Genomic DNA, 20,967 nt, shown 5'->3' on the forward strand with positions numbered 1-20,967 from the left:
CCGCCCCTGACGGCTCCACCGCTCCTTCCGCGTGGCTCAGAAGAAGCCCATCGCGTCGGTGGAGTAGCTCACCAGCATGTTCTTGGTCTGCTGGTAGTGGTCGAGCATCATCTTGTGGTTCTCGCGGCCGATGCCCGACTGCTTGTAGCCACCGAAGGCCGCATGGGCCGGGTAGTGGTGGTAGCAGTTGGTCCACACGCGGCCGGCCTGGATGCCACGTCCCAGCCGGTAGGCGCGGTGCATGCTGCGGGTCCACAGGCCAGCACCCAGGCCGTAGATGGAGTCGTTGGCGATGGCCAGCGCCTCGTCGTCGTCGCGGAAACGGGTGAGCGAGACCACCGGCCCGAAGATCTCCTCCTGGAAGATCCGCATCTTGTTGTGGCCCTCGAAGATCGTGGGCTGGATGTAGTAGCCGTCCTTCAGGTCCCCGGGCAATTCGCAGGCGTCACCGCCGGTGAGCAGCTTCGCGCCCTCGTCCTTGCCGATCTGCAGGTAGCGCAGGATCTTGTCGTGCTGCTCCTTGCTGGCCTGGGCCCCCATCATCGTCTCGGTGTCCAGCGGGTTGCCCTGCGTGACGGCTTCGACGCGCTTGAGTCCGTCGGCGACGAAGCGGTCGAAGATCGAGTCCTGCACCAGCGCGCGGCTGGGGCAGGTGCACACCTCTCCCTGGTTGAGGGCGAACATGGCGAAGCCCTCGAGCGTCTTGTCGTAGAAGGCGTCGTCGGCGTCGGCGATGTCGTCGCAGAAGATGTTGGGGCTCTTGCCGCCGAGCTCCAGGGTGACATCGGTGATGTTCCTGGCTGCGGCCTCCATGATGAGGCGGCCGGTGGAGGTTTCGCCGGTGAAGGCGATCTTGGCGATGCGCGGCGAGCCGGACAGTGGGGCCCCGGCTTCGGCGCCGAAGCCGTTGACGATGTTGACCACGCCGGCGGGGAGAAGGTCGCCGATGATCTCGAAGAGTTTGAGGATGCTCCAGGGCGTCTGCTCGGCGGGCTTGAGGACGACGGAATTGCCGGCGGCCAGGGCGGGGGCCAGCTTCCAGACGGCCATCAGGATGGGGAAGTTCCAGGGGATGATCTGGCCGACGACGCCGAGCGGTTCGTGGAAGTGGTAGGCGACGGTGTGCTCGTCGATCTGGCTGATGCCACCCTCCTGGGCGCGCAGGCAGCCGGCGAAATAGCGGAAGTGGTCGACGGCCAGTGGGATGTCGGCATTGAGGGTCTCGCGCACCGCCTTGCCGTTGTCCCAGGTCTCGATGACGGCGATGTCGGTGAGGTGCTGCTCCATCCGGTCGGCGATGCGCAGCAGGATGTTGGCGCGGTCCGTCTCGGAGGTGCGGCCCCAGGCGGGGGCTGCGGCGTGGGCGGCATCGAGCGCTTTCTCGATGTCGGCGGCATTGCCTCGGGCGACGCGGGTGAAGACCTGGCCGGTGACGGGAGTGGTCACCTCGAAGTACTCGCCGCTGTCGGGGGCGACCCATTCGTTGTTGATCCAGTGGCCGTAGGTCTCGGCGACGGTGATGGAGGACTCGCTGGTGCCGGGCGGTGAATAGGTGGTCATGGTCTTTCCCATCGACGGTGAAGGGTGTGATTTTCATCACACCCTAGACGCTGGGCAAGGACACCGGAAGGCACCCCCATACATCCTGTGGCCCTTTCGGTTGGTCTTCCACCGCAAAAGGCCCACAGGATCAGCGCGGCTCACGGTTCAGCAGGTCAAGGAGATCGTGGGCACGCTGTCGTTGAACCCGGGGTGTCGACAGGCCACGGTGCCGTTGGGGAGCAGTCCGCTCCCCTGCGCTGCTGCCCCGCAAGTGCCTGTCGCGACGAGGGTGGCGTGCATCTGCTCGGAGGGTGATCTGACGACCCTTGGCCTCGGCCACCGAGACGGCGTCGTGGACGGCCGCAGCCCACTCGACCAGGACGTAGTCGTCCCCACTGCCGCAACCTGGGGGTCTGCTGCTCGAGCAGCGGCACGTCACCGGGGGGTGAGCTTCTGGGCGTCCAACGCCGCGGCCGCGCCCACGTTGCAGCCGGCCTCCTGGGTGATGGTGGGAACCATGTACGGGGTGGCCTTGGGAATCAGGCCGGTCACTCCCCCGCCGTCCTCGTCGCCGACCAGCACGCCCATCACACCGGTGCCGTGGTTGGGATCGGCTCCTCGTCACTTCTGCAGGGTCCCGATCCAGGTGTCACTGCGCACCGGACAGGTGGGGTCCTCGTGCTGCGTGTCCCGGGATGACCTCCCAGGAGCCCTTGCCGCGAGACTTCTCCACCGGGTCGACGACGACGCGGGGGTGCAGCTCCTTGTCGGGCTGGGAACTGTCGGCACGGCATGGTCCCACAGACACTGGGGTCCCGGATATGCTCCGGGACCCCAGTGTGTGGTTGGTTCTCGCTCAGTTGGGAAGGCGCATCAGCATGATCACGTGCTTGTAGTCGGGCAGGGGGTCGCCATCCAGGTCGGACAGGCCCGTCACCAGGCAGGGCTTGCCGGGAGCGGTGAAGGAGAAGTGGACATAGGGGGTGTCGAGCACGTTGAGGGCGTCCGACAGGTAGTGCGGGTTGAAGCCGGCAGCCATCATCTGGTCCGGGTCGCCGGTGTGGTTCTCGACGATGGCCTCGATTGCCTCGGAGGCCTGGGCCTGGTCTCCGGTGGCGGCCTCGAGGGCCACCTGACCGTCGCCGATGATCATGCGCAGCGGCGTGTTGCGCTCGGCCACCAGGGCCACGCGCTTGACCGAGGCGATCAGCTCGGCAGTGCTGACGCGCACCGAGACGGCCGCCTTGACGTCCATCAGGTGGCGGACCTTGGGGAACTCGCCGTCGAGCAGGCGGGTGGTGATCTGGCGGGTTCCGCCGCTGCCCTCGCCCTCGAAACCGATGAGGCCGTCCCCGGCCGAGGCATTCGACAGGCTCATGGTGACGTTCTCGCCGGAGACCATGCTCTTGGCGGTCTCCCCCAGCACCTTGGCCGGCACGAGGGCAGCACCGGAGGACTGGGAGTCAGTGGGGCGCCAGCTGAGTTCCTTGAGTGCCATGCGGTAGCGGTCGGTGGCCAGCAGCGAGAGGGTCTCGCCCTCGATCTCGACGCGCACGCCGGTGAAGACGGGCAGCAGCTCGTCGCGTCCGGCGGCCACGGTCACCTGGCTGACGGCCTTGGCGAAGTCGTCGCTGGCGACGGCACCGGTGGCTGAGGGCATCTCGGGCAGGTTCGGGTAGTCGGCAACAGGCAGCGTCTGCAGGGTGAAGCGGGCCGAGCCGCAGACCAGCTCCATCTTCGACGCATCGCTGGTCAGCTCGACCGGCTTGTTGGGCAGGCTACGGGCAATGTCGGCCAGGAGCCGACCGGAGACCAGGGCCTCGCCCTGCTCCAGGACGTCGGCAGCGACATTGATCTGCGCGGAGGTCTCGTAGTCGAAGCTCGACATGGTGATGCCCTGCTCGTCGGTCCTGATCAGCAGACCGGCCAGGATCGGGACGCTGGGTCGGCTTGGCAGGCTGCGGGCAGCCCAGGCAACGGCCTCGGCCATCACATCGCGTTCCACGCGGATCTTCACGGCGTCCCCTTCGTCTACGAGCTCGGGTCAATGGCGGCAACGCTGTCGTGGTGACAGTCGACCGCGTGGAAATCATATCCGGTCGGGCGAAGCTGTCGGCGAATGGCGCCAGCAGCCTCCATGGCGGGTGAAGGGTTTTGCCCGCCACGGTGATGGCGGGCAAGAAGAGTGGCAATCCTTCGGCCGCCATGGAGGCCTTGGCCGTGCCAGTCGGGTCCTTGTTGATGGCCTCCTTGCCCGCCATGGCGGGCAAGGTTTTCCCCAGAATCGAGTGCAAGCAACTTTGAAGACCCTTTGAGATGTCTAGTTCCGTAGTAGTCACAGCTTCTGTGGAGGCTGTGGAAAACCCGCGTTGATGCTTGTCGATGGCGGCTCGGCGGCCGATCAGGGCTGTGGATGAGGTGCACCCGACGGTGGACGCAGTGTGGAGGCCGACGAGGCCCTCGAATGCCATCCACCGGCCGCCCACAGGACTTCTGTGAGTTGTCCACAGTTGTCCACAGCCCTTCTGTGGACAACTGTGGAGGTTGGGCGGGCTACGCTTCGCGAAAGGACCAGATGGCGGGAGAGGCAGAGTGGCTGAACAGCATGTGACGAGCCCCAAGGGCGACCGACGACGCACGCAGATCCTGGACGAGGCGGTCCGGCTCTTCGGCGAGATCGGCTACCGGGGCACCTCGCTGCGCGACATCGCCGCACGGGTGGGCATCACCCATCCGGGCCTGCTGTACCACTTCCACTCCAAGGAGGAGTTGCTCCTGGCGGTGTTGGCCCGCCGTGATGAGGAGGACTGCCACCGCTTCGGCGGCGACAGTGCCGAACCGCTGGAATCCCTGCGAGGGGTGGTGAGCACGATGGAGCACAACCAGGCCCACCATGGCATCGTCGAGCTGTTCACCACGCTCGCGGCCGAGGCCACCGATGACTCCCATCCCGCACACGACTACTTCCGCACGCGCTATCAGGAGCTGTTGACGGCCCAGACCAGGACCTTCGAGATCGCCGCGTGGCGTGGCCTGCTGGCCGAGGGAGTCGACCCCGCCCTGGCGGCGCGCAGCCTGGTGGCCCTGATGGACGGCCTGCAGGTGCAGTGGCTCTACCACCAGGACCAGGTGCAGATGGCGATCGAGGTGGAAGCCCACCTCGATCGCCTGCTGGTGCGGCCGCTGGCCGAACTGGAGCAGGCGCAGACAGCGGCGGTTACTGGCCCTGCTGCTTGATCCGGTTGGTGAGCTCGGTCACCTGGTTGAAGACGCTGCGCCGCTCGCGCAGCAGCTCGCGGATCTTGCGGTCGGCATGCATCACCGTGGTGTGGTCCTTGCCGCCGAAGAGCTGGCCGATCTTGGGAAGGCTCATGTCGGTGAGCTCACGGCACAGGTACATGGCGATCTGGCGTGCCGTCACCAGCACATGGGTGCGTGAGGTGCCGGTCAGCTCGTCCATGGTGATGCCGAAGTAGGAGGCCGTCTCGTTCATGATCAACTGCGGCGTGACCTCGGCCTCCTGACCCTCGGGGATCAGGTCCTTGAGCACGATCTTGGCAAGATCAAGATCAACTTCCTGGCGCTGCAGGCTGGCGAAGGCGGTGACGCGGATCAGCGCACCCTCCAGCTCGCGGATGTTGGTCTGGATCTTCGAGGCGATGAACTCCAGCACGTCCGGGCCGGCCGTCAGGTTCTGCGTCGCGGCCATCCGCTTGAGGATGGCGATGCGGGTCTCGAGGTCCGGCGGCTGGATGTCGGTGATCAGGCCCCACTCGAAGCGGCTCCGCAGGCGTGGCTCGAGCGCCTCCAGCAGTTTCGGCGGCCGGTCGGAGGTCATCACGATCTGCTTCTGGGCGTTGTGCAGCGTGTTGAAGGTGTGGAAGAACTCCTCCTGCGTCTGGATCTTCGACTCCAGGAACTGGATGTCGTCGATCAGCAGGACGTCGACCTCGCGGTAGGCACGCCGGAACTCCGGCGTGCGGTTGTTGCTGATGGCGTTGATGAAGTCATTGGTCAGCTCTTCGGTGCTGACGTACTTCACCCGGACTCGGTCATAGTAGGCGCGCACGTAGTGGCCGATGGCGTGCAGCAGGTGCGTCTTGCCCAGGCCCGACTCGCCGTAGATCATCAGCGGGTTGTAGCTCTTGCCCGGTGCCTCGGCGACGGCGGCTGCGGCGGCATGTGCGAAGCGGTTCGACGACCCGATCACGAAGGTCTCGAAGGTGTACTTCGGGTTGAGGCGGTCGACGTCCTGTCCGGCGGCGGGCGTGGCGACGGGCGGGGGCAGGGTGGCGCTGCCGGGCCGTGGGCGGGGTGCGTCCGCCTTCGGGATGAACTGGGCCGGCTCCGGGTCGAACTCGTCGGGGTCCTCGTCACGCTCGGGCACCTCGAGGCTGAGCTCCAGGTCCGGCTCGACGGTGATCGCCAGTCGCATCTGGCGGTGGAAGAAGTCCGAGAGGGCCTCCTCGATCTGCACGCGCAGACGGGTCTCGATGCGTTCCCGCGTGAACTCGTTGGGGACGGCGACCATGACGGTGGACTCGTGCATCGTGAGCGGCTTCGTGCTGCGCAACCAGGCGCGGTTGGGCCGGTCCGCGATCGCCTGGATGTGCTTCCAGGCCTTGTCCAGTCGTGCAGCAGGATCCTCCGGCGCCGAAGGAGCCATGTGCTCGGACGAATTGTTCACTGGAGACCCATCACGCCCCGACGGACCAGGGCCGTGCTCCTCGCGGGGTCCGAGGTGCCCTTCGCCCTAGGGGCGACTGTGCGGTGCGGCCCGCCATCGACGAGCCGCCAAGTATCCACATAGTTTTCCACAGGGTGTGGGCAAAGGGCCAGCTCGCGCCTCCCCGCGGGCCGAGCTGCTGTGGAAAAGCCTGTGCAGGTGGACATGACGATACGGTCGGCCACAGTTCCCCGGCAAGGGTGGAAACGATCTGTCCGGGCCTGGTGGGTCGCTGCAGTCACGGACATCCGGACCACGTCCATGGAATCCCATCAATGTGGTTCGGCACGCCGCAGGATCCTGGGGCGTGCATCCACGGGGCCCGGACGGGGAGTAGTCTTCCCGGTTTGCCCTTCGGACTCGCCTACCCGTATCGTTGACCAGTCGCCGGCCGTCGGTGACGTACTTCCCCGCGCCGGAAAAGGTATTCACGTGCCATCCGTCCGGGTTCCGCCAAACGAGGACAAAAGGGAGTAATCCCCGTGAGCAAGCGTACTTTCCAGCCCAGCAACCGCCGCCGTAGCCGCACCCATGGTTTCCGCGCCCGCATGAGCACCCGCGCCGGCCGCGCCATCCTGGCTGCGCGTCGCCGCAAGGGTCGCTCCGAGCTGTCTGCCTGACGAGGCAGGGTGCTCCCCGCCCAGGCCCGGATGCGTCACGCATCCGACTTCCGCGAAACCATTCGCGGGGGGGTCAGGGCGGCGAGGCCAACTCTCGTCGTGCATGCACACACGACGACCAGCCCGCCGTCACAGGTGGGCTTCGTCGTCTCCAAGGCCGTAGGCAATGCCGTCACCCGCAACAGGGTGAAGCGTCGCCTGCGGCATCTTGTGCTTCCCCTGATGGACGCCACACCGGGCATGTCCGTGGTGGTGCGGGCGCTGCCCGCGGCCGCCACCGATCCCGACCGGCTCGCGGGTGACCTGGCCTCGGCCTGGACCCGTTGCGCCGAGCGTCTGCAGGTGCGCGCCGCCACCGATGCGAAGGGATGCTCGTGAAGTATCCACTGATCGCCTTCGTGCGGTTCTGGCGTGCCTTCATCTCGCCCTATTACGGCGACGTGTGCAAGTACTACCCCTCGTGCTCCGCCTATGGCCTGCGGGCGCTGCAGGAGCGAGGGGCCATGGTTGGCTCCGTGCTGACCGTCTGGCGCATCCTGCGCTGCAATCCCTGGTCGTCAGGTGGTTACGACCCGGTTCCCGGAACTCCCGAAGCCGCGCAATGGCAGGCCGAACAGGCCGCCCGCCCAGCCCACCAGCACGCTGGTGAGGATGTTGGGCGGCGCGATGAGCGGGAGCACTCCGCCACAGCCTCGTCCGTCGCCGTGGCGGCGGGCATCTCCCACGACACCAGAGGTGAAATCTGATGGCCCCACTGCAAACCCTTCTGCTCTTCTTCGGGCTGAAGGACGTCTTCATGGACCTGGGCAGCGCAATCATGCAGCCCATCTACTGGGCCGTCTCCGGCCTGATCGTGCTCTTCCACAAGCTGTGGTCGCCGGTCTTCGGCACCGACAAGGGGATCACCTGGGTGCTGACCATCGTCTCGCTGGTGGTGGTGATCCGAACCCTGCTGATCCCGATCTTCGTCAAGCAGATCAACTCCGCACGAGACATGCAGCTGATCCAGCCCAAGGTGAAGGCGCTGCAGGAGAAGTATGCCAATGACCGTGAGCGGCTCGGCCAGGAGACGATGAAGCTCTACCGGGAGGAGGGCGTCAATCCGATGGCCTCCTGCCTGCCGGCGCTGCTGCAGATGCCCATCTTCCTGGCGCTCTTCCGCGTCCTCGAGGGCGCTGCTCGCAACCCGATCGTCCCCCGTGGCCACTTCTTCAAGACCAATCCCGATGTGGTGCAGTCGCTGCACGACGCGACCGTCGGCGGTGCCCAGCTGGCCGGACGATTCCTGCCCTTCACCGGCCTGGGTGCGAACCAGATTCTTGCTGCCGTGCTGATCATCCTGATGACCGCGGTGCTGTTCATCCAGCAGCGCGAGCTGATGCAGCGCAACATGCCCCCGGAGGCCCTGACCGGGCCGATGGCGCAGCAGCAGAAGATGATGCTCTACATGTTCCCGATCATGTACATGATCGGTGGTGTCAGCATCCCGATCGGTGTGCTGATCTACTGGCTCACCACCAACCTGTGGACCCTGGCGCAGCAGTGGATCCTGATCCGCAACAACCCGACGCCGAACACCCCAGCCCACGTCGACTGGCAGGAGCGCATGCGTCGCAAGGGCAAGGATCCCGATGCCATCGAGGCTGCCCGTCGGGCCAAGCGCCAGCGCACCCGCAAGGCCAAGGTCTTCACCCCGGCCGCAGCCACCACCACGGCTGACGAGGGCGGCTCCAGCGTCGCCCCGCGCCCCGGTGTGGCACGCCAGCAGGTGACCCGCCAGACGGTCCGGCGTGGTCCTGAGGGCGGCAAGCAGACCGTACAGCGCCAGCAGCCGGCCCGCCAGACCCGTCAGGCACGCAAGAAGAAGTAATCCGCTGGTGGCGGGGGGAATGGACACAAGGCCGTGCCCTCCCCGCCATCGGTGGCCCACGACCCGGTGACACTGTCACTGCCCTTCCAGCGAGGAGAACACCATGAGCGAAGAGCCCACCACCCCGGAGGTTCCCGTCGAGATCGTCGACGAGGCGGCCGTCGTCGAGGCTCCCGAGGCCCCGGCCACCCAGACTGCCGAGGATGCGTCACAGGAGGGCCTGGAGGCCGACCAGGAGGCCCTGGGGGGTACTGCCGACTCCCCGGACGAGTCTGACGACGACGAGTCTGAGGACCAGGATTGCGAGGACGACGACGAGGACGAGGATCCCCTGGACACCGAGGGCGACATCGCCGCCGACTACCTGGAGGAACTGCTCGACATCGCCGACCTGGACGGCGACATCGACACCTTCAGCGAGGGTGGCCGGGCGCACGTCGCGATCGTCACAGACAGCCAGACCCTGGTCGGCAAGGGCGGTGAGGTCCTGGATGCCCTGCAGGAGCTGGCCCGGCTGGCCGTGATGACCGAGACCGGCCACCGCAGCCGCCTGATGCTGGACATCGCGGGTCACCGCGAGCGTCGTCGCAAGGAGCTGCGGGTGCTGGCCCACGACGCCATTGCCGAGGTGAAGACCTCCGGTGAGGCCGTGCGGCTGACGCCCATGAACCCCTTCGAGCGCAAGATCGTCCACGATGCCGTGGCAGACGCTGGCCTGGTCAGTGAGAGCGAGGGTACTGAGCCCCAGCGTCGCGTCGTGGTGCTCCCGGCGGACTGACCACGATGGGTCGCGGACCCGACTGCTGCCCGAGGGGCCGGACGATCGTCCGGCCCCTCGGTCGTTCGTGACAACAAGAGCGGGCCGGAAGCGATGCCAATCACCCGGAAATAGACATATAAATCCATATATCGACAAAGATATAGGAAGATGTGGCCACTGACACGTCGCGCTCTCCCGGGCGCCGTCCCTGATCTTCCGAGCTGTTCACGAGGGCAGCGATCGCTCCAGTCGCCGTGGAGGAACTGGAAGGTCCTGCCCTTGAGGGCGAGCGAGAGATGACCAGGTGGCCGGACTGATCCGCACGGGTCCTCGAGCCCAACAGCTCGTGTGGACGAGCCCAACAGCTCCTGTGGACGAGCATCGTCACTGTGGACAAGGGGCATCGATGGCGGGCGAGAGGGAAGACACGCTCTGGCCTCCGCCTCTCGGATCAGCAGGCCGTGAGGCAGGCTGGCGCAGGATGGCGGGCGAGACAGATGGGCCCTGGTCCGGCGGATCCCCTGGCCAGCATGACTCCTCGCAGCGGTGCTGGTGGGCGTCCATGGCATGGCGGGCGGTGAGGGCGTCGTCAGTGAAGGCACGGCGATCTGAAGGGTAGTGCCCGCCCATCGAGCGCCGCGTGCGAACCCGCAGGAGGGGCGCTCTGCCGACCGCATGGGGAACCATTGTGTGCAATAGGGCATGGCTCAGCCTGAGGTTCCGCAGTGGGGTGTGGGAGGGACCGCATCCGTGACATGACGGGTTCTTGACATCGGGACACACAGTGCGTGATTGAACTCCCGGGCAGTGCGTTAATGGCCGGGTCTTGCCCACCGCGATCCCGACTCTCGTTGGGCCTGTTCGTCACCCCGTGGCCATTCCGGGATGAGGACGAAGGCCTGGTGAAGTCAGTCGCACCGGATCAGCTGGTCCGCTCCTCTGCACCGTCCCGAGTTCTGGATCGGTAGCTCCCGCCTCCTATATCGCTTGTCAGCATGATCAAATGTGTAGCGGAGCTCGGATGCTTCCTTGTGCCCTTGTCGACAACAGGAGGGGCCAGCAGTGGGGCAGTCAGGTCTGTGGCTGCGCAACTTGGACCAGGGCCGGCCCATCACCGGCTGCTTGACCGCACTGCAGCTTCCCGGGAGGGGACTGGGCACCAATCCTCTGGGGCAGCTTTCGGACGGAACTCAGGCGAGCAACGAGGTGACACGACTCGAGCTGTAAATCGAGCCGTGGAGGCCTGCGGCTTTGAGCCTGGGGAACCTCCTCGGGCTTGGGCGATTCTTTGGCGAGCTCCGCCAGGACAGGAACATGGACAGTAGTGGCCCGTGTAACCCCGTTCCCTTCGGCTTTGGTGACTTTGGCAGGTTTGATGGTTGACCAGGATCAAGGCATTCGCGGGGCGGTCCGCGTCGAACATGACAGTGAAGGCAACTGATGAGCAATTGGCAAGTCATGGGCTTCTTCGCTCCCCAACGCCAGCTGAGGTAAGCACGTGAGTGCTGACACGTGGTCGATCGAAGAGTCGGTGAGCTCGAGTGCGTGAAGATAGAACTGCAGGCAAGATCCGCCCCGTGCGTCCCGTGATGTCACGCGACCGTTGTACTCGACCTCGGAGTCGCTGACGCTGAACCTGATGCAAGGGGAGGCTGGTTGGCGGCGCGCATGGGTTGACCTCGCAGTTTCTTTGGCTGGTCAGGACGCTGATCTTGGACCAGGCCCTGTGGTGGCGGGATACGGGCGACCCATCCATGTTTCACGTGGAACATGGATGGGTCGCCATGAAGGACGGCGTGCGACCCGAGCCTCAAAGATGAGGGCTGAGGCGGTCTGCTGCCGCGAAGGCATCGGGCGCGTGGCACCGGACGACCATCGGCCTGGGGACCGTATGCCTGCCGACGGGTCATACGCGAGCCATGCGACACAGTCACCCGTCACCGACCGGCCTGCACCGGCGGACGGACTTCGTTGCTGTGGAGTGGACGCGAGGGGGTAGCGCGGATGGCGCGACCGCAGCGCGGGATGGAGGCGCGGCGTGGAGGTCCTGCCGCCGGCGATGGGACTGGACTGCCAGGTCCGGTACTGGGTAGGCCGGCGAGCCCACGGGCATCACCCTCATCTGCTGGGCGCGCCAGGCATGAGGAGACTCGTCGCTCGGTCCAGGCCTCTGCTTGAGTGGTTGGATCATGGCGGGCGTCCCAAGGCGTCCATCGAGTGGGCGAACCACCTGTGCTCTTGTCGAGGGGATGCCCTTGGGTCGGGCGGCAGCCCAGACCGGGCAATCAGCCCCCGATTCAGGTCGACAGGGGTTCGTCCAACCATCCCGTAGGCTTGGAGAGTCGACACTAGGAGGGGCATGAACCCGGCACAGCAGGCCAAAGAGATTTATCGAGATAAATATTCAACGATTTCTCGTTATGTCGATATATTGTCAACCAAGGGCATCGACTGGGGACTCATCGGTCCTCGCGAGCGAGACAGGCTCTGGGATCGGCATGTTCTGAACAGTGCAGCTTTGGCTGACCTGATCCCGGAGGGTGCTCATGTGGTGGATGTCGGCAGTGGTGCCGGGCTTCCTGGGATCCCTCTGGCGGTGCTTCGTCCTGATCTGGACATCACCCTGCTGGAGCCCCTCCTGCGACGCCACACCTTCTTGACGGAGACCGTGGATGATCTTGGTCTGGAGGGGCGGGTACACCCCCTTCGTGGACGAGCCGAGGACTGTGACAAGACCTTCGATGTGGTCACATGCCGTGCCGTTGCCAACGTCACCAAACTTCTTCGTTGGTGCACTCCACTGTTCTATCCGCACGGGCGACTCATCGCGCTCAAGGGCTCCTCGGTTGACCAAGAGCTCGCTGATGCCTCGCGCCTGCTCGAGTCGAGCCGACTGGAGGCTTCGGTCTTCCAGGTTCGCGCTCACCCCCTGGCAGAGGTGACCCAGGCCTTGGTGCTCGAGCCCTTGCGCTGACGTTTCACGTGAAACGAGCGTGCAGGCTCGTTGAGTCGGCACAGGGCATCGAGTCCTTGACATCGAGTCCTTGACATCGAGTCCTTGGCATCGCGTCGTCGGTGCCCGCCACCGGGTGCAGGGAGGATTGGACCGGATCATGCGCCACCACGAGGACCCTGTGGTGCTCATATCACCGGAAGGGGACCCGTCTTTCGGGGTCCTTCCCGTAGCGCGATCGAACCTTTCCCGGTTGACTTGATGTCCGAACCCCCGGTCCAGGCATGGGAATGGTCCAGTAGGATTGTCGAGACTCAGCAGTTTGAGTGGCTCTGCACCAGGAAGCGAGCATGTTTCACGTGAAACTGGGGCAGGCAACCGACGACTTCGAAGGGCGACACCGCTTGTGAGCACTGCCAGCACCCCCGCGCAGCGCATTCCCGGAACCCCGCGGATCATCCCGAGGGACCAGAAGCGCGATTTTCCCAAGCCCTCGCATCCACGCGTCATGTGCGTCGTCAACCAGAAGGGCGGTGTGGGCAAGACGACAACGACCGTCAACTTGGCCTCGGCGCTGGCCGATGGTGGCCTGAATGTCCTGGTGATGGACCTCGACCCCCAGGGAAATGCCTCGACTGCCCTTGGCGTGGATCACGCACCCGGTACTCATGGAACCTATGAAGTGCTTCTGGACGGGGTGCCGATCAGGGAGGTGGAGGTCAGCTCACCGGAGGCATCCGGCCTGACGGTGGTGCCGGCCACTGTGGACCTGGCGGGCGCAGAACTCCAGCTCGTGGGGATGGTGGGGCGGGAACAGCGTCTGGCTCGTGCCATTCGCAACCACCTCAAGACCGCAGATGTCGACTACATCCTCTTCGACTGCCCCCCGTCGCTAGGGCTTTTGACCCTGAATGCCTTGGTTGCCGCTGGCGAGGTCATCATCCCCATCCAGACCGAGTACTACGCGCTCGAGGGTGTCTCACAGTTGATGAACACGATTGCCGTGGTGCAGCGGGAACTCAACCCCGATCTGGACCTCTCCACCGTGATCCTCACCATGTTTGATGCCAGGACCAAGCTCTCGGCCCAGGTGGCCCGCGAGGTCCGTCGGCACTTCGACGCCCAGACCCTCAATGCCCAGATCCCCCGCAGCGTGCGCATCGCCGAGGCCCCGAGCTATGGCCAGACGCTGCTCCAATTCGATCCCTCCTCCGCCGGGGCCAAGGCCTACTGGCGCGCAGCCCAGGAGATCGCCACCCGTGGAAAGGCTCGCTGATGCCCGCAAAACACCAGTCAGGACTCGGACGGGGGCTGGGAGAACTCTTCCAGCGCACGGACGTCGACGAGACGCCCACGGTTGCCGCCGTCGTTGACGCAGCGGTGGACGAGAAGTCGGCACCGCTGGAGGACGGCTCCTACCTGCAGATGGTGCCGGTGGACCGCATCCGTCCCAACCCCAAGCAGCCCAGGACCGTCTTCGATGAAGAGGCCCTGGATGAGCTGGTCGAGTCGATCAAGGAGGTCGGAGTCCTCCAGCCGATCGTCGTGCGACGCGTCAGTCAGGACGGCGACCAAGATCAGTTCGAGTTGATCATGGGCGAGCGGCGCTGGCGCGCCACCACCGCAGCCGGGTTCGAAGCCGTGCCTGCGATCGTTCGGGGAACCGACGACGGGGACCTGCTGCGCGATGCCCTGCTCGAGAACCTGCATCGCGCCCAGTTGAATCCCCTGGAAGAGGCGGCCGCATACCAGCAGATGCTGGGGGACTTCGGATGCACCCAGGAGGAACTGGCGCACCGGATCAAGCGCTCGCGTCCCCAGATCTCCAACACGATTCGCCTGCTACGTCTGCCTGCTCCCGTGCAGCGGCGTGTCGCCGCCGGCGTGCTGTCTGCCGGGCACGCGCGCGCCCTGCTGATGGTTGAGGACCCCGTGGCGCAGGAGCAGCTCGCACAGCGGGTCGTCGCCGAGGGGCTGTCCGTGCGTGCCACGGAGGAGATCGTGGCAATGATGGGCGACGAGGACAAGCCCGCCCGTCGGTCACGTCGTGCCAAGGAACCGTCGCCCCGGGCGGTCGAGCTCTCCGGTGAGCTCTCGGACCACTTCGACACGCGCGTCAAGGTCGACATCGGCCGCAACAAGGGCAAGATCACGATCGAGTTCGCCAGCGAAGAGGACCTGGATCGGATCCTCAACATCGTGAATGGGCGGTGACAAGGTCTTTCACTCGTAAGTTGGTAAATAGATTTGGGGCTTTGTCGACATCTCGACAAAGCCCCAAATCTATTTGATGATTGGTTTCCTAGAGCGCGGTGCCCTCGCTGCCAGTCACCGCGTGGCTCCACTTCTGGAGCTTGGTCAACACGTCCTTGCGGGCGTAGTGCTCCGCCACGAAGGAGAGGAAGGGGATGGTGCCGGCCAGGGCGATGCTGATGAGCTCCTTCCACGACCAGCGGGCGCGGCGGCCCAGGTCGTAGGCGGTGATCAGCAGGAACATGTAGAGCCATCCGTGCGGGACGCCGGTCCAGCTCACCACCCGGTCGTCATCCATCAGGTACTTCATCGGCATGCCCACGCACACCAGCAGCACCAGCAGGATGCCCGTGGCGTAGGCGAAGAAGCGGTAGCGACCCAGGGCGCTGCGGATGCCCCTCAGGTCCTCCTCGGTCAGGTCCTCGAAATCATCGTCGCGGGTCTCAGTCACGCACCCAGCCTACTGACCCGCAGTCACTGCCCCAGCCCTGCCGCATTCCTGCGGTCATTGGCCCCGATGGAGCGTACGGCCACCACGGTGACGACCACCCCGAAGATGGCGAAGGCCCACCACTGCATGGCATAGCCCCGGTTGCGCTCCTTGCCGCCGCCCACGTCGGGGATCTCGGCCTCCTTGGGGGACAGGCCCTGCGCGGTGGAGTCCTGTGCGCGCTGCGTGATGAAGCCGTCGACCATGGGAGCCGGCCACTGTTGGGCCAGGATCTCCAGACGGACAGCCCCCTGGGTGCCGGGGGGTGCGTCCGAGGGCACGGGGATGCTCGGCTTGCCCTGGGTGGGCAGGATGATGCCCTGGACCGTCTGCGGGCCCTTGGGTGCTGCCGGAGCCACTGACGTTCCGACGGGCAAGGTGCCACGCACCACCGGGAGCGTACGACCACCCTCGGTCTGGAAGGCAGAGACCACCTGCAGGGGATGGTCGGTGCCGACCAGCACCTGCGGCAGGTCGAGGTAGTGGCCCTGCACGGTCACCTGGCGGCCATAGAGGTCGCCCACCTTGCCCTGCTCGGTCAGGTTGGACTCCAGGTCCCGTGCAGGCTCCTTCGCACGCGCCTCGGCGCTGCCCTCGGCCTGGCTCTGGAAGACCTCCATCTGCCACAGTCCGAGGAAGACCATCAGCAGGCTCAGGGCACCTCCCAGCGCGATGACCAGCAACTGCTTCAACCGGGTCATGCCCGCTCCGCCTCGTCGACCAGGCCTCCGAAGACCTCCCCGAGGGACAAGCCGGCCGCCTCGAGGGCCAGCGGAGCCAGTGAGGTCTCCGTCATCCCCGGCGCGACATTGCCCTCCAGGAACCAGGCCCGTCCCTCATCGTCGACGATCATGTCGACGCGGACCAGACCGTCAAGATCAAGAGCGTCGACCACCAGGCGAGCAAGATCAACTGCGGACTGTTCGGCCCGATCGTCCACGTCGGCGGGCACGATGAAACGGGTGGCCCCGGAGGTGTAGCGGGCAGCGTAGTCGTAGATGCCCTGGCTCGGGCGGATCTCGACGGCGGGCAGCACCCGTACCTGGTCGCCCTTGACGATCACCGTGACAGCGAGCTCCGTGCCGGCCACGTATTCCTCCACGATGGCCACGTCACCATAGGCATAGGCGGCCACCATGGCGGGCCGCAGCTCGTCGGCGGAGTTGACCTTGGTGGTGCCCAGGGCCGAGCCGCTGCGTGAGGGCTTGACGATCAGCGGGAAGCTCATGCGCTCACCCAATGCCTCCACCAGGCGGGCAGCACCCAGCTCGCGGAAGATCTCGTGCGGCAGTGCCACCTGGGCCGGCACCCGTCCGCCGCGCCGGGCCACCAGCAGGCCGGCGATGGACTTGTCGAAGGTGGTGCGGCACGCGGCCCCACTGCAGCCCACATAGGCGATGTCGAGCAGTTCCAGGACCTCGCGCAGGGCGCCGTCCTCACCCACGCCTCCATGCAGCATCGGCACGACGACGGCCTGCGGCTGTGCGGTCAGCTCGGCCACCAGGTCGGGGCCCACGTCGGTCTCGGTCACCTGGTGCCCGCGTCGGCGCAGCGCCTCGGCGACGCGGCGTCCGGAGCGCTGGGAGACCTCGCGCTCGTGGGACAGGCCGCCGGCCAGCACGATGACGGGTGCGAACTTCTTCGCCATGGGATCCTCCACTGCTGTCAGGGGTGTCGTGCGGGGGTGCTGGTCATTGGGCGCAGCGTCGGCTCAGACCGTCTCGGGACCTGGGCCCACGGCGCGGCTGACGTGCATGGGCGAGCGGTCCAGCCCGAAGGTCTGGTGCAGCTCCAGTTCCTGGTTGACCACCTCGGCCAGGCGCCGGACCCCTTCGTGGATGCGCTCGGGGGTGGGGAAGCAGTAGCTCAGGCGCACATTGCGGCTGCCCAGGCCGTCGGCGTAGAAGGCCGTGCCCGGGGTGAAGGCCACGCGGGCGGTGACCGCACGAGGCAGCATCGCCTGCGAGTCCAGCCCCTCGGGCAGCGTCACCCAGACGAAGAATCCGCCCTCGGGGTGGGTCCACGTGGTGCCCGGGGGCATGAACTCGTCCAAGGCATGGAGCATGGCATCGCGCCGGGCGCGGTACATGTCCTTGAAGGAGGTGATCTGGGCCCTCCAGTCGTGGTTGGCCAGATAGGAGCCGACCGCGTACTGGCTGAAGACCGGGGGGCATAGCGTCGCAGACTCCTGGGCCAGCACGAGCTTCTCGCGCACCGCATGTGGCGCGAGCACCCACCCCACCCGGAAGCCGGGGGCGAAGGTCTTGGAGAACGAACCCAGGTAGACCACCTGCTCGTCGTCGAGGGACCGGATGGCCGGGATCGGGTCGGAGTCGAGGGTCAGGAGCCCGTAGGGATTGTCCTCGACCATGAGGATCCCGAACTCACGGCAGATCTCCAGCACCTGGCGGCGGCGCTCCAGGGTCATCGTGATGCCCGACGGGTTGTTGAAGTTGGGGATCGTGTACAGGAACTTGGGTCGCTTGCCCGCTTCGGTGCAGGCGCGTGCCGCCGAACGCAGGGCTTCGGGCAGCAGCCCGTGCTCGTCCATCGCGACGTGCACCACCTCGGCCTGGTAGCTGCCGAAGGTGCCCAGGGCGCCCACATAGCTGGGGGCCTCGGCCAGGATGACGTCGCCGGGATCGCAGAAGATGCGGGTCACCAGGTCGAGCCCCTGCTGGGAGCCGCAGGTGACCGTCACGTCGTCCGGATGGGCCTGGATCCCCTCCAGTGCCATCACCTCGCAGATCTGCTCCCGGATGAAGGGCTCACCCTGGCCGGAGCCGTACTGCATGGCCTGGGTGCCGCGCTCCCGGATGAGCGTGGAGATGTTCTGCGCCACGACGTCCAGCGGCAGGTCGGCGATGTTGGGCATGCCGCCGGCCAGCGAGACCACCTCGGGCCGGTTGGCCACCGCGAACAGCGCGCGCACGGCACTGGCGCGCATCTGGTGGGTGCGCTGCGAATAGCTGGAGTGGTAGTCGTCCAGCCGGGTGTCACGTCGTCGTTCTTCAGGCAGGCTCACCCCTCCACTGTGCCACGTCATTGCCGCCGGCACCGGTCATGACGGGCCTCGGACGCCCCCGCGGGCTGCGTCGGGGCCTCGTACCATGGGCGGTGACGAGCCGAGACGAGGAGGGGCCATGGGTGCACGCCAGACGCGGCCAGTGCTGCCCACGGACCTCGCAGGGCTCGACATCGACTGTCCTCGCAGCCCCGGCCTGCGGACCGTCCTGACCGACGCGCACGCCGCCTGGGCCCATGCTGCCATGCAGGCCTGGGGACTGTGCGGGATGCGCTCGGAGCAGGGTTCGGTCGTTCTGGTCTGCCCGGCCCTGCACCTGCCCGCTGGCCACCCGCTGCAGCAGTGGTCCCGCCCGGCCGGGGCCGCCCACGTGCTGGCCCTGTCCGTGGCCGGGGACGGCCTGTCCGGGCAGGTTCCCACGCGCTGGCTGGTGCAGTCGCTGGCGCGCCGCCTGCGGGGCCGGGCCAGCGGCCTGGAGGCGGCGGGAAGCCGCTCGGGTGGGATGGGGGACTGCACCGCCGCCCCGGCCGCCTGGCTGGAGGGGGCGGGTTTCGTCGTCGTCGAGGGCTCCCGTGGCGACGGGCTGGTGCACCTGCAGCTCGACCTGGGGCGCACGGTGCCATGGGCTCGCGGTGCCGAGCTGGCCCGGCGCGCGGCCGGCCGGCTGCTGCCCAGCCCCTGGGGACGCCCCGAGCCGACAGGCCGCGACCTCGCCCGTCGCGAGGGCTGAATTTCCTTCGGAGCCGGACTCGTCGGAACCGGCCGGGAACGACGAGAGCCCCGCCGAAACGGGGCTCTCGTGGATGTTGCCGTGATCAGGCGACGCGGACCTTCTGGCCGACCTTGATCATGTTGGGGTTCTTGATGGTCGACTTGTTGAGCTGCCAGACCTTCTTCCAGGAGCCGGCGCCATTGCGCTTGGCGATCTTGCCCAGGGTGTCGCCGCTCTTGACGGTGACGTACTTGGCGCCCTTGACCGACTTGGCGGGGGCCACGGCGGCGGCCTTCTTCTTCGGCGCCACGGTCTTCACGCTGGAGGTGACACCGGTGGAGACGGCCAGGCCGTTGGCGCGGGTCAGGCCGGCCTTGCGGGAGCAGACGGGCCAGGCGCCGGGGCCCTGGACCTTGAGCGTCTTCTTGGCAATCTCGATCTGCTGGGCCTTGGTGGCCTTGTTGGCGGTGGGGGCGTACTTGCCGCCGCCGAAGGCCAGCCAGGTGGAGCGGCTGAACTGGAGGCCGCCGTAGTAGCCGTTGCCGGTGTTGATCGACCAGTTGCCGGTCGACTCGCACTGGGCGACGCGGTCCCAGACGGTGCCGGCAGCCTGGGCGGGGGCGGCGGCCGAGAGGCCGATGCCGGCGCTCAGAGCCGTCGCGGCGGCCAGGGAGACGATGGTGGAGGTCTTGTTCATGGGTGCCAACCTAGGCAAGCCTGAACATTTCTCAAAATCGCTCTCAGGAAAAATCGCCGTTCTGGCTGGATGTCGCTCGTGCCAGGGTGCTAACGCACGGGTATTTGCGCTGGTCAGATGCCCAACAGGGGGTGGTGGGGAAGCTGAAGGCCTAAGATATGAAATCCGTCACATCTGTCCGATGGCTCAGTTCTCAGGATCTCCGGCCACCGGGCGACCGTCGACGGACATCTCCACCGGTGTGACGTGCTCCACCGTGCGCGAGACCGTGCAGTCGCGGTCATGGGAGAGCTTCACCAGGCGCTCCACCAGGCCAGCAGCCTCCCGGCCCCGGGCATCGTCCCCGAAGGCCAGGTGGAAGTCGACGGCCACGTCGCGCAGCCGCACGCCGCCCGTCTCGTCCACCATCTTCTCGGCGCTGACCTCGACCTCGAAATGCTCGGCCTCCGCGCGGCGGGCGGTCACCACGTCGACGTCGATCGCACTGCAGGCCCCGATCGCGGCCAGCAGGAGTTCGACGGGGGAGAAGCTCTCGTCATCGCTGCCCACGTGCACCTGCACCCCGGCGCGGTTGGTTGCCACATAGTGCCCGGTCGCGGTGCGCTCGAGGCCCACCTGGAACTTCGGCTGGTCGCTCACCGCGACAGCTCCTTCGAGAAGCGATGGGTCAGGGTCATCAGATCGGTGCGGGTCAGGCCGACCAGGTCCACCACCATCACGGCGGTGTCGTCCACGATCACGGCACAACCCTCACGGTTGGTGTCGATGCTGGTGCCGCAGTAGCCGTCGGCGGTGGCCACCACCGCATTCATGCCCAGGTCCGTCATGAACTTCTTGGCATCCTTCTCGGGCCGGCTCATCAGCAACACCGCCGAGTTCTGCCCACCCTTGGCATAGGTGGCCGCGATCGTCTGCTTCCTGGTCGTCGGGTTGGCCGAGGGGCTCTCGGCCGCGCTGGCATCGCGCGAGTACTCGCCCATCTGCAGCGGCGGGACCATCGCCCACGGCGTCTTCGACGGGCCGGCGGTGACGACCACCTGCGGCTTGGCAGCATTGATCCGCCAAGCGGCGTAACCGGCACCACCCGCGGCCAGCAGCAGGGCCAGCAGGCCCACGAGCACCAGCAGCCAGCGCGGGAAGCGCCGGGCATGGATCACGGGACCGGCCTCCAGCTCGTCAGGACCGGTGCTGGAGTCCACGGCATAGAAGCCCTGGCTGCCGTCGGGCGTGGCGGGGCCATGACCCCCAGGTGTCGTGCTCATGGCCCCAAACCTAGTGGACACACCACGGGCGTGGCAGCTGGAGGCTGCCACGCCCGT

Annotated in this window: 21 protein-coding genes and 1 pseudogene; 10 read left to right on the top strand and 12 right to left on the bottom strand. The window is 66.6% G+C overall.

Annotated features, from left to right (window positions below):
• Positions 1–36: 36 nt before the first annotated feature.
• From exaC to dnaN, 4 genes are all read right to left on the bottom strand, one after another.
• Entirely contained in the window at positions 37–1,560 is a 1,524-nt protein-coding gene (gene exaC, locus ACYVKA_RS04265) for an acetaldehyde dehydrogenase ExaC (protein ID WP_460703246.1), read from the bottom strand.
• 417 nt (positions 1,561–1,977) lie between these two features.
• The gene (locus tag ACYVKA_RS04270) at positions 1,978–2,130 is read right to left on the bottom strand and encodes a hypothetical protein (protein WP_460703248.1); all 153 of its coding nucleotides are present in this window, start codon (positions 2,128–2,130) and stop codon (positions 1,978–1,980) included.
• A gap of 61 nt (positions 2,131–2,191) precedes the next feature.
• Positions 2,192–2,350, bottom strand: a complete 159-nt coding sequence (locus ACYVKA_RS04275; RefSeq protein WP_460703250.1) for a hypothetical protein — start codon at positions 2,348–2,350, stop codon at positions 2,192–2,194.
• A gap of 48 nt (positions 2,351–2,398) precedes the next feature.
• Positions 2,399–3,559, bottom strand: a complete 1,161-nt coding sequence (dnaN, locus tag ACYVKA_RS04280; protein ID WP_394275075.1) for a DNA polymerase III subunit beta — start codon at positions 3,557–3,559, stop codon at positions 2,399–2,401.
• Positions 3,560–4,134: 575 nt separating this feature from the next.
• Between dnaN and ACYVKA_RS04285 the strand changes: the two genes are divergently transcribed.
• Positions 4,135–4,779 carry a TetR/AcrR family transcriptional regulator gene (locus tag ACYVKA_RS04285; protein WP_460703252.1) on the top strand — a complete coding sequence of 215 codons (645 nt, stop codon included), beginning with the start codon at positions 4,135–4,137 and terminating at the stop codon, positions 4,777–4,779.
• On the opposite strand, the gene dnaA is transcribed toward ACYVKA_RS04285, so the two are convergent.
• Entirely contained in the window at positions 4,760–6,208 is a 1,449-nt protein-coding gene (gene dnaA / locus ACYVKA_RS04290; RefSeq protein WP_460703481.1) for a chromosomal replication initiator protein DnaA, read from the bottom strand. The two genes, ACYVKA_RS04285 and dnaA, sit on opposite strands and share 20 nt — an antisense overlap.
• Positions 6,209–6,750: 542 nt before the next feature.
• On the opposite strand from dnaA, the gene rpmH reads away from it, so the two are divergent.
• From rpmH to ACYVKA_RS04330, 8 genes and pseudogenes are all read left to right on the top strand, one after another.
• Positions 6,751–6,888, top strand: coding sequence for a 50S ribosomal protein L34 (rpmH, locus tag ACYVKA_RS04295; protein ID WP_394275078.1), 138 nt, complete (start codon positions 6,751–6,753; stop codon positions 6,886–6,888).
• A gap of 9 nt (positions 6,889–6,897) precedes the next feature.
• Positions 6,898–7,266: a ribonuclease P protein component gene (gene rnpA, locus ACYVKA_RS04300; protein WP_394275079.1), complete on the top strand. Its 369-nt coding sequence runs from the start codon at positions 6,898–6,900 to the stop codon at positions 7,264–7,266.
• Positions 7,267–7,277: 11 nt separating this feature from the next.
• Positions 7,278–7,496, top strand: a pseudogene (gene yidD, locus ACYVKA_RS04305) (membrane protein insertion efficiency factor YidD); the annotation flags it as partial.
• Positions 7,497–7,633: 137 nt separating this feature from the next.
• Positions 7,634–8,758, top strand: a complete 1,125-nt coding sequence (yidC, locus tag ACYVKA_RS04310) for a membrane protein insertase YidC (protein WP_460703254.1) — start codon at positions 7,634–7,636, stop codon at positions 8,756–8,758.
• A 220-nt stretch (positions 8,759–8,978) separates the two neighbouring features.
• Positions 8,979–9,536: a Jag family protein gene (locus ACYVKA_RS04315; RefSeq protein WP_460703483.1), complete on the top strand. Its 558-nt coding sequence runs from the start codon at positions 8,979–8,981 to the stop codon at positions 9,534–9,536.
• Positions 9,537–11,877: 2,341 nt separating this feature from the next.
• Positions 11,878–12,492 carry a 16S rRNA (guanine(527)-N(7))-methyltransferase RsmG gene (gene rsmG / locus ACYVKA_RS04320; protein ID WP_460703256.1) on the top strand — a complete coding sequence of 205 codons (615 nt, stop codon included), beginning with the start codon at positions 11,878–11,880 and terminating at the stop codon, positions 12,490–12,492.
• A gap of 487 nt (positions 12,493–12,979) precedes the next feature.
• A complete protein-coding gene (locus ACYVKA_RS04325; RefSeq protein WP_460703258.1) occupies positions 12,980–13,747 on the top strand; it encodes a ParA family protein in 768 nt (255 codons plus the stop codon).
• A complete protein-coding gene (locus ACYVKA_RS04330) occupies positions 13,747–14,685 on the top strand; it encodes a ParB/RepB/Spo0J family partition protein (protein WP_460703260.1) in 939 nt (312 codons plus the stop codon). Before ACYVKA_RS04325 ends, ACYVKA_RS04330 begins: the two co-directional genes overlap by 1 nt.
• A gap of 88 nt (positions 14,686–14,773) precedes the next feature.
• Here the strand turns inward: ACYVKA_RS04330 and ACYVKA_RS04335 are convergent, their stop codons facing one another.
• The 4 genes from ACYVKA_RS04335 to ACYVKA_RS04350 all read right to left on the bottom strand — a co-directional run bounded on the left by ACYVKA_RS04335 (position 14,774) and on the right by ACYVKA_RS04350 (position 18,260).
• Positions 14,774–15,175: a DUF3817 domain-containing protein gene (locus tag ACYVKA_RS04335; protein WP_460703261.1), complete on the bottom strand. Its 402-nt coding sequence runs from the start codon at positions 15,173–15,175 to the stop codon at positions 14,774–14,776.
• Between the two features lie 23 nt (positions 15,176–15,198).
• Positions 15,199–15,915: an SURF1 family protein gene (locus ACYVKA_RS04340; RefSeq protein WP_460703263.1), complete on the bottom strand. Its 717-nt coding sequence runs from the start codon at positions 15,913–15,915 to the stop codon at positions 15,199–15,201.
• Positions 15,912–16,862: a D-alanine--D-alanine ligase family protein gene (locus ACYVKA_RS04345; protein ID WP_394275086.1), complete on the bottom strand. Its 951-nt coding sequence runs from the start codon at positions 16,860–16,862 to the stop codon at positions 15,912–15,914. Before ACYVKA_RS04345 ends, ACYVKA_RS04340 begins: the two co-directional genes overlap by 4 nt.
• A 63-nt stretch (positions 16,863–16,925) precedes the next feature.
• Positions 16,926–18,260 carry an aminotransferase-like domain-containing protein gene (locus ACYVKA_RS04350; protein WP_460703265.1) on the bottom strand — a complete coding sequence of 445 codons (1,335 nt, stop codon included), beginning with the start codon at positions 18,258–18,260 and terminating at the stop codon, positions 16,926–16,928.
• A 97-nt stretch (positions 18,261–18,357) separates the two neighbouring features.
• On the opposite strand from ACYVKA_RS04350, the gene ACYVKA_RS04355 reads away from it, so the two are divergent.
• A complete protein-coding gene (locus tag ACYVKA_RS04355; protein WP_460703267.1) occupies positions 18,358–18,969 on the top strand; it encodes a hypothetical protein in 612 nt (203 codons plus the stop codon).
• An 85-nt stretch (positions 18,970–19,054) separates the two neighbouring features.
• Here the strand turns inward: ACYVKA_RS04355 and ACYVKA_RS04360 are convergent, their stop codons facing one another.
• From ACYVKA_RS04360 to ACYVKA_RS04370, 3 genes are all read right to left on the bottom strand, one after another.
• Complete coding sequence (locus tag ACYVKA_RS04360; RefSeq protein ID WP_460703269.1) at positions 19,055–19,648, bottom strand: transglycosylase family protein; 594 nt, start codon at positions 19,646–19,648, stop codon at positions 19,055–19,057.
• Positions 19,649–19,834: 186 nt separating this feature from the next.
• The gene (locus ACYVKA_RS04365) at positions 19,835–20,287 is read right to left on the bottom strand and encodes an OsmC family protein (protein ID WP_460703271.1); all 453 of its coding nucleotides are present in this window, start codon (positions 20,285–20,287) and stop codon (positions 19,835–19,837) included.
• Positions 20,284–20,910: a hypothetical protein gene (locus ACYVKA_RS04370; RefSeq protein WP_394275091.1), complete on the bottom strand. Its 627-nt coding sequence runs from the start codon at positions 20,908–20,910 to the stop codon at positions 20,284–20,286. Before ACYVKA_RS04370 ends, ACYVKA_RS04365 begins: the two co-directional genes overlap by 4 nt.
• Positions 20,911–20,967 lie beyond the last annotated feature (57 nt).

The organism is Luteococcus sediminum (assembly GCF_054783495.1).

What these genes read in the sequence shown, in the direction of transcription:
- exaC (WP_460703246.1), bottom strand. Translation starts at nt 1,560, where the DNA reads ATGACCACCTATTCACCGCCCGGCACCAGCGAGTCCTCCATCACCGTC.
- ACYVKA_RS04270 (WP_460703248.1), bottom strand. Translation starts at nt 2,130, where the DNA reads ATGGGCGTGCTGGTCGGCGACGAGGACGGCGGGGGAGTGACCGGCCTG.
- dnaA (WP_460703481.1), bottom strand. Translation starts at nt 6,208, where the DNA reads ATGGCTCCTTCGGCGCCGGAGGATCCTGCTGCACGACTGGACAAGGCC.
- yidC (WP_460703254.1), top strand. Translation starts at nt 7,634, where the DNA reads ATGGCCCCACTGCAAACCCTTCTGCTCTTCTTCGGGCTGAAGGACGTC.
- rsmG (WP_460703256.1), top strand. Translation starts at nt 11,878, where the DNA reads ATGAACCCGGCACAGCAGGCCAAAGAGATTTATCGAGATAAATATTCA.
- ACYVKA_RS04325 (WP_460703258.1), top strand. Translation starts at nt 12,980, where the DNA reads ATGTGCGTCGTCAACCAGAAGGGCGGTGTGGGCAAGACGACAACGACC.
- ACYVKA_RS04330 (WP_460703260.1), top strand. Translation starts at nt 13,747, where the DNA reads ATGCCCGCAAAACACCAGTCAGGACTCGGACGGGGGCTGGGAGAACTC.
- ACYVKA_RS04340 (WP_460703263.1), bottom strand. Translation starts at nt 15,915, where the DNA reads ATGACCCGGTTGAAGCAGTTGCTGGTCATCGCGCTGGGAGGTGCCCTG.
- ACYVKA_RS04345 (WP_394275086.1), bottom strand. Translation starts at nt 16,862, where the DNA reads ATGGCGAAGAAGTTCGCACCCGTCATCGTGCTGGCCGGCGGCCTGTCC.
- ACYVKA_RS04350 (WP_460703265.1), bottom strand. Translation starts at nt 18,260, where the DNA reads ATGACGTGGCACAGTGGAGGGGTGAGCCTGCCTGAAGAACGACGACGT.
- ACYVKA_RS04355 (WP_460703267.1), top strand. Translation starts at nt 18,358, where the DNA reads ATGGGTGCACGCCAGACGCGGCCAGTGCTGCCCACGGACCTCGCAGGG.
- ACYVKA_RS04360 (WP_460703269.1), bottom strand. Translation starts at nt 19,648, where the DNA reads ATGAACAAGACCTCCACCATCGTCTCCCTGGCCGCCGCGACGGCTCTG.
- ACYVKA_RS04370 (WP_394275091.1), bottom strand. Translation starts at nt 20,910, where the DNA reads ATGAGCACGACACCTGGGGGTCATGGCCCCGCCACGCCCGACGGCAGC.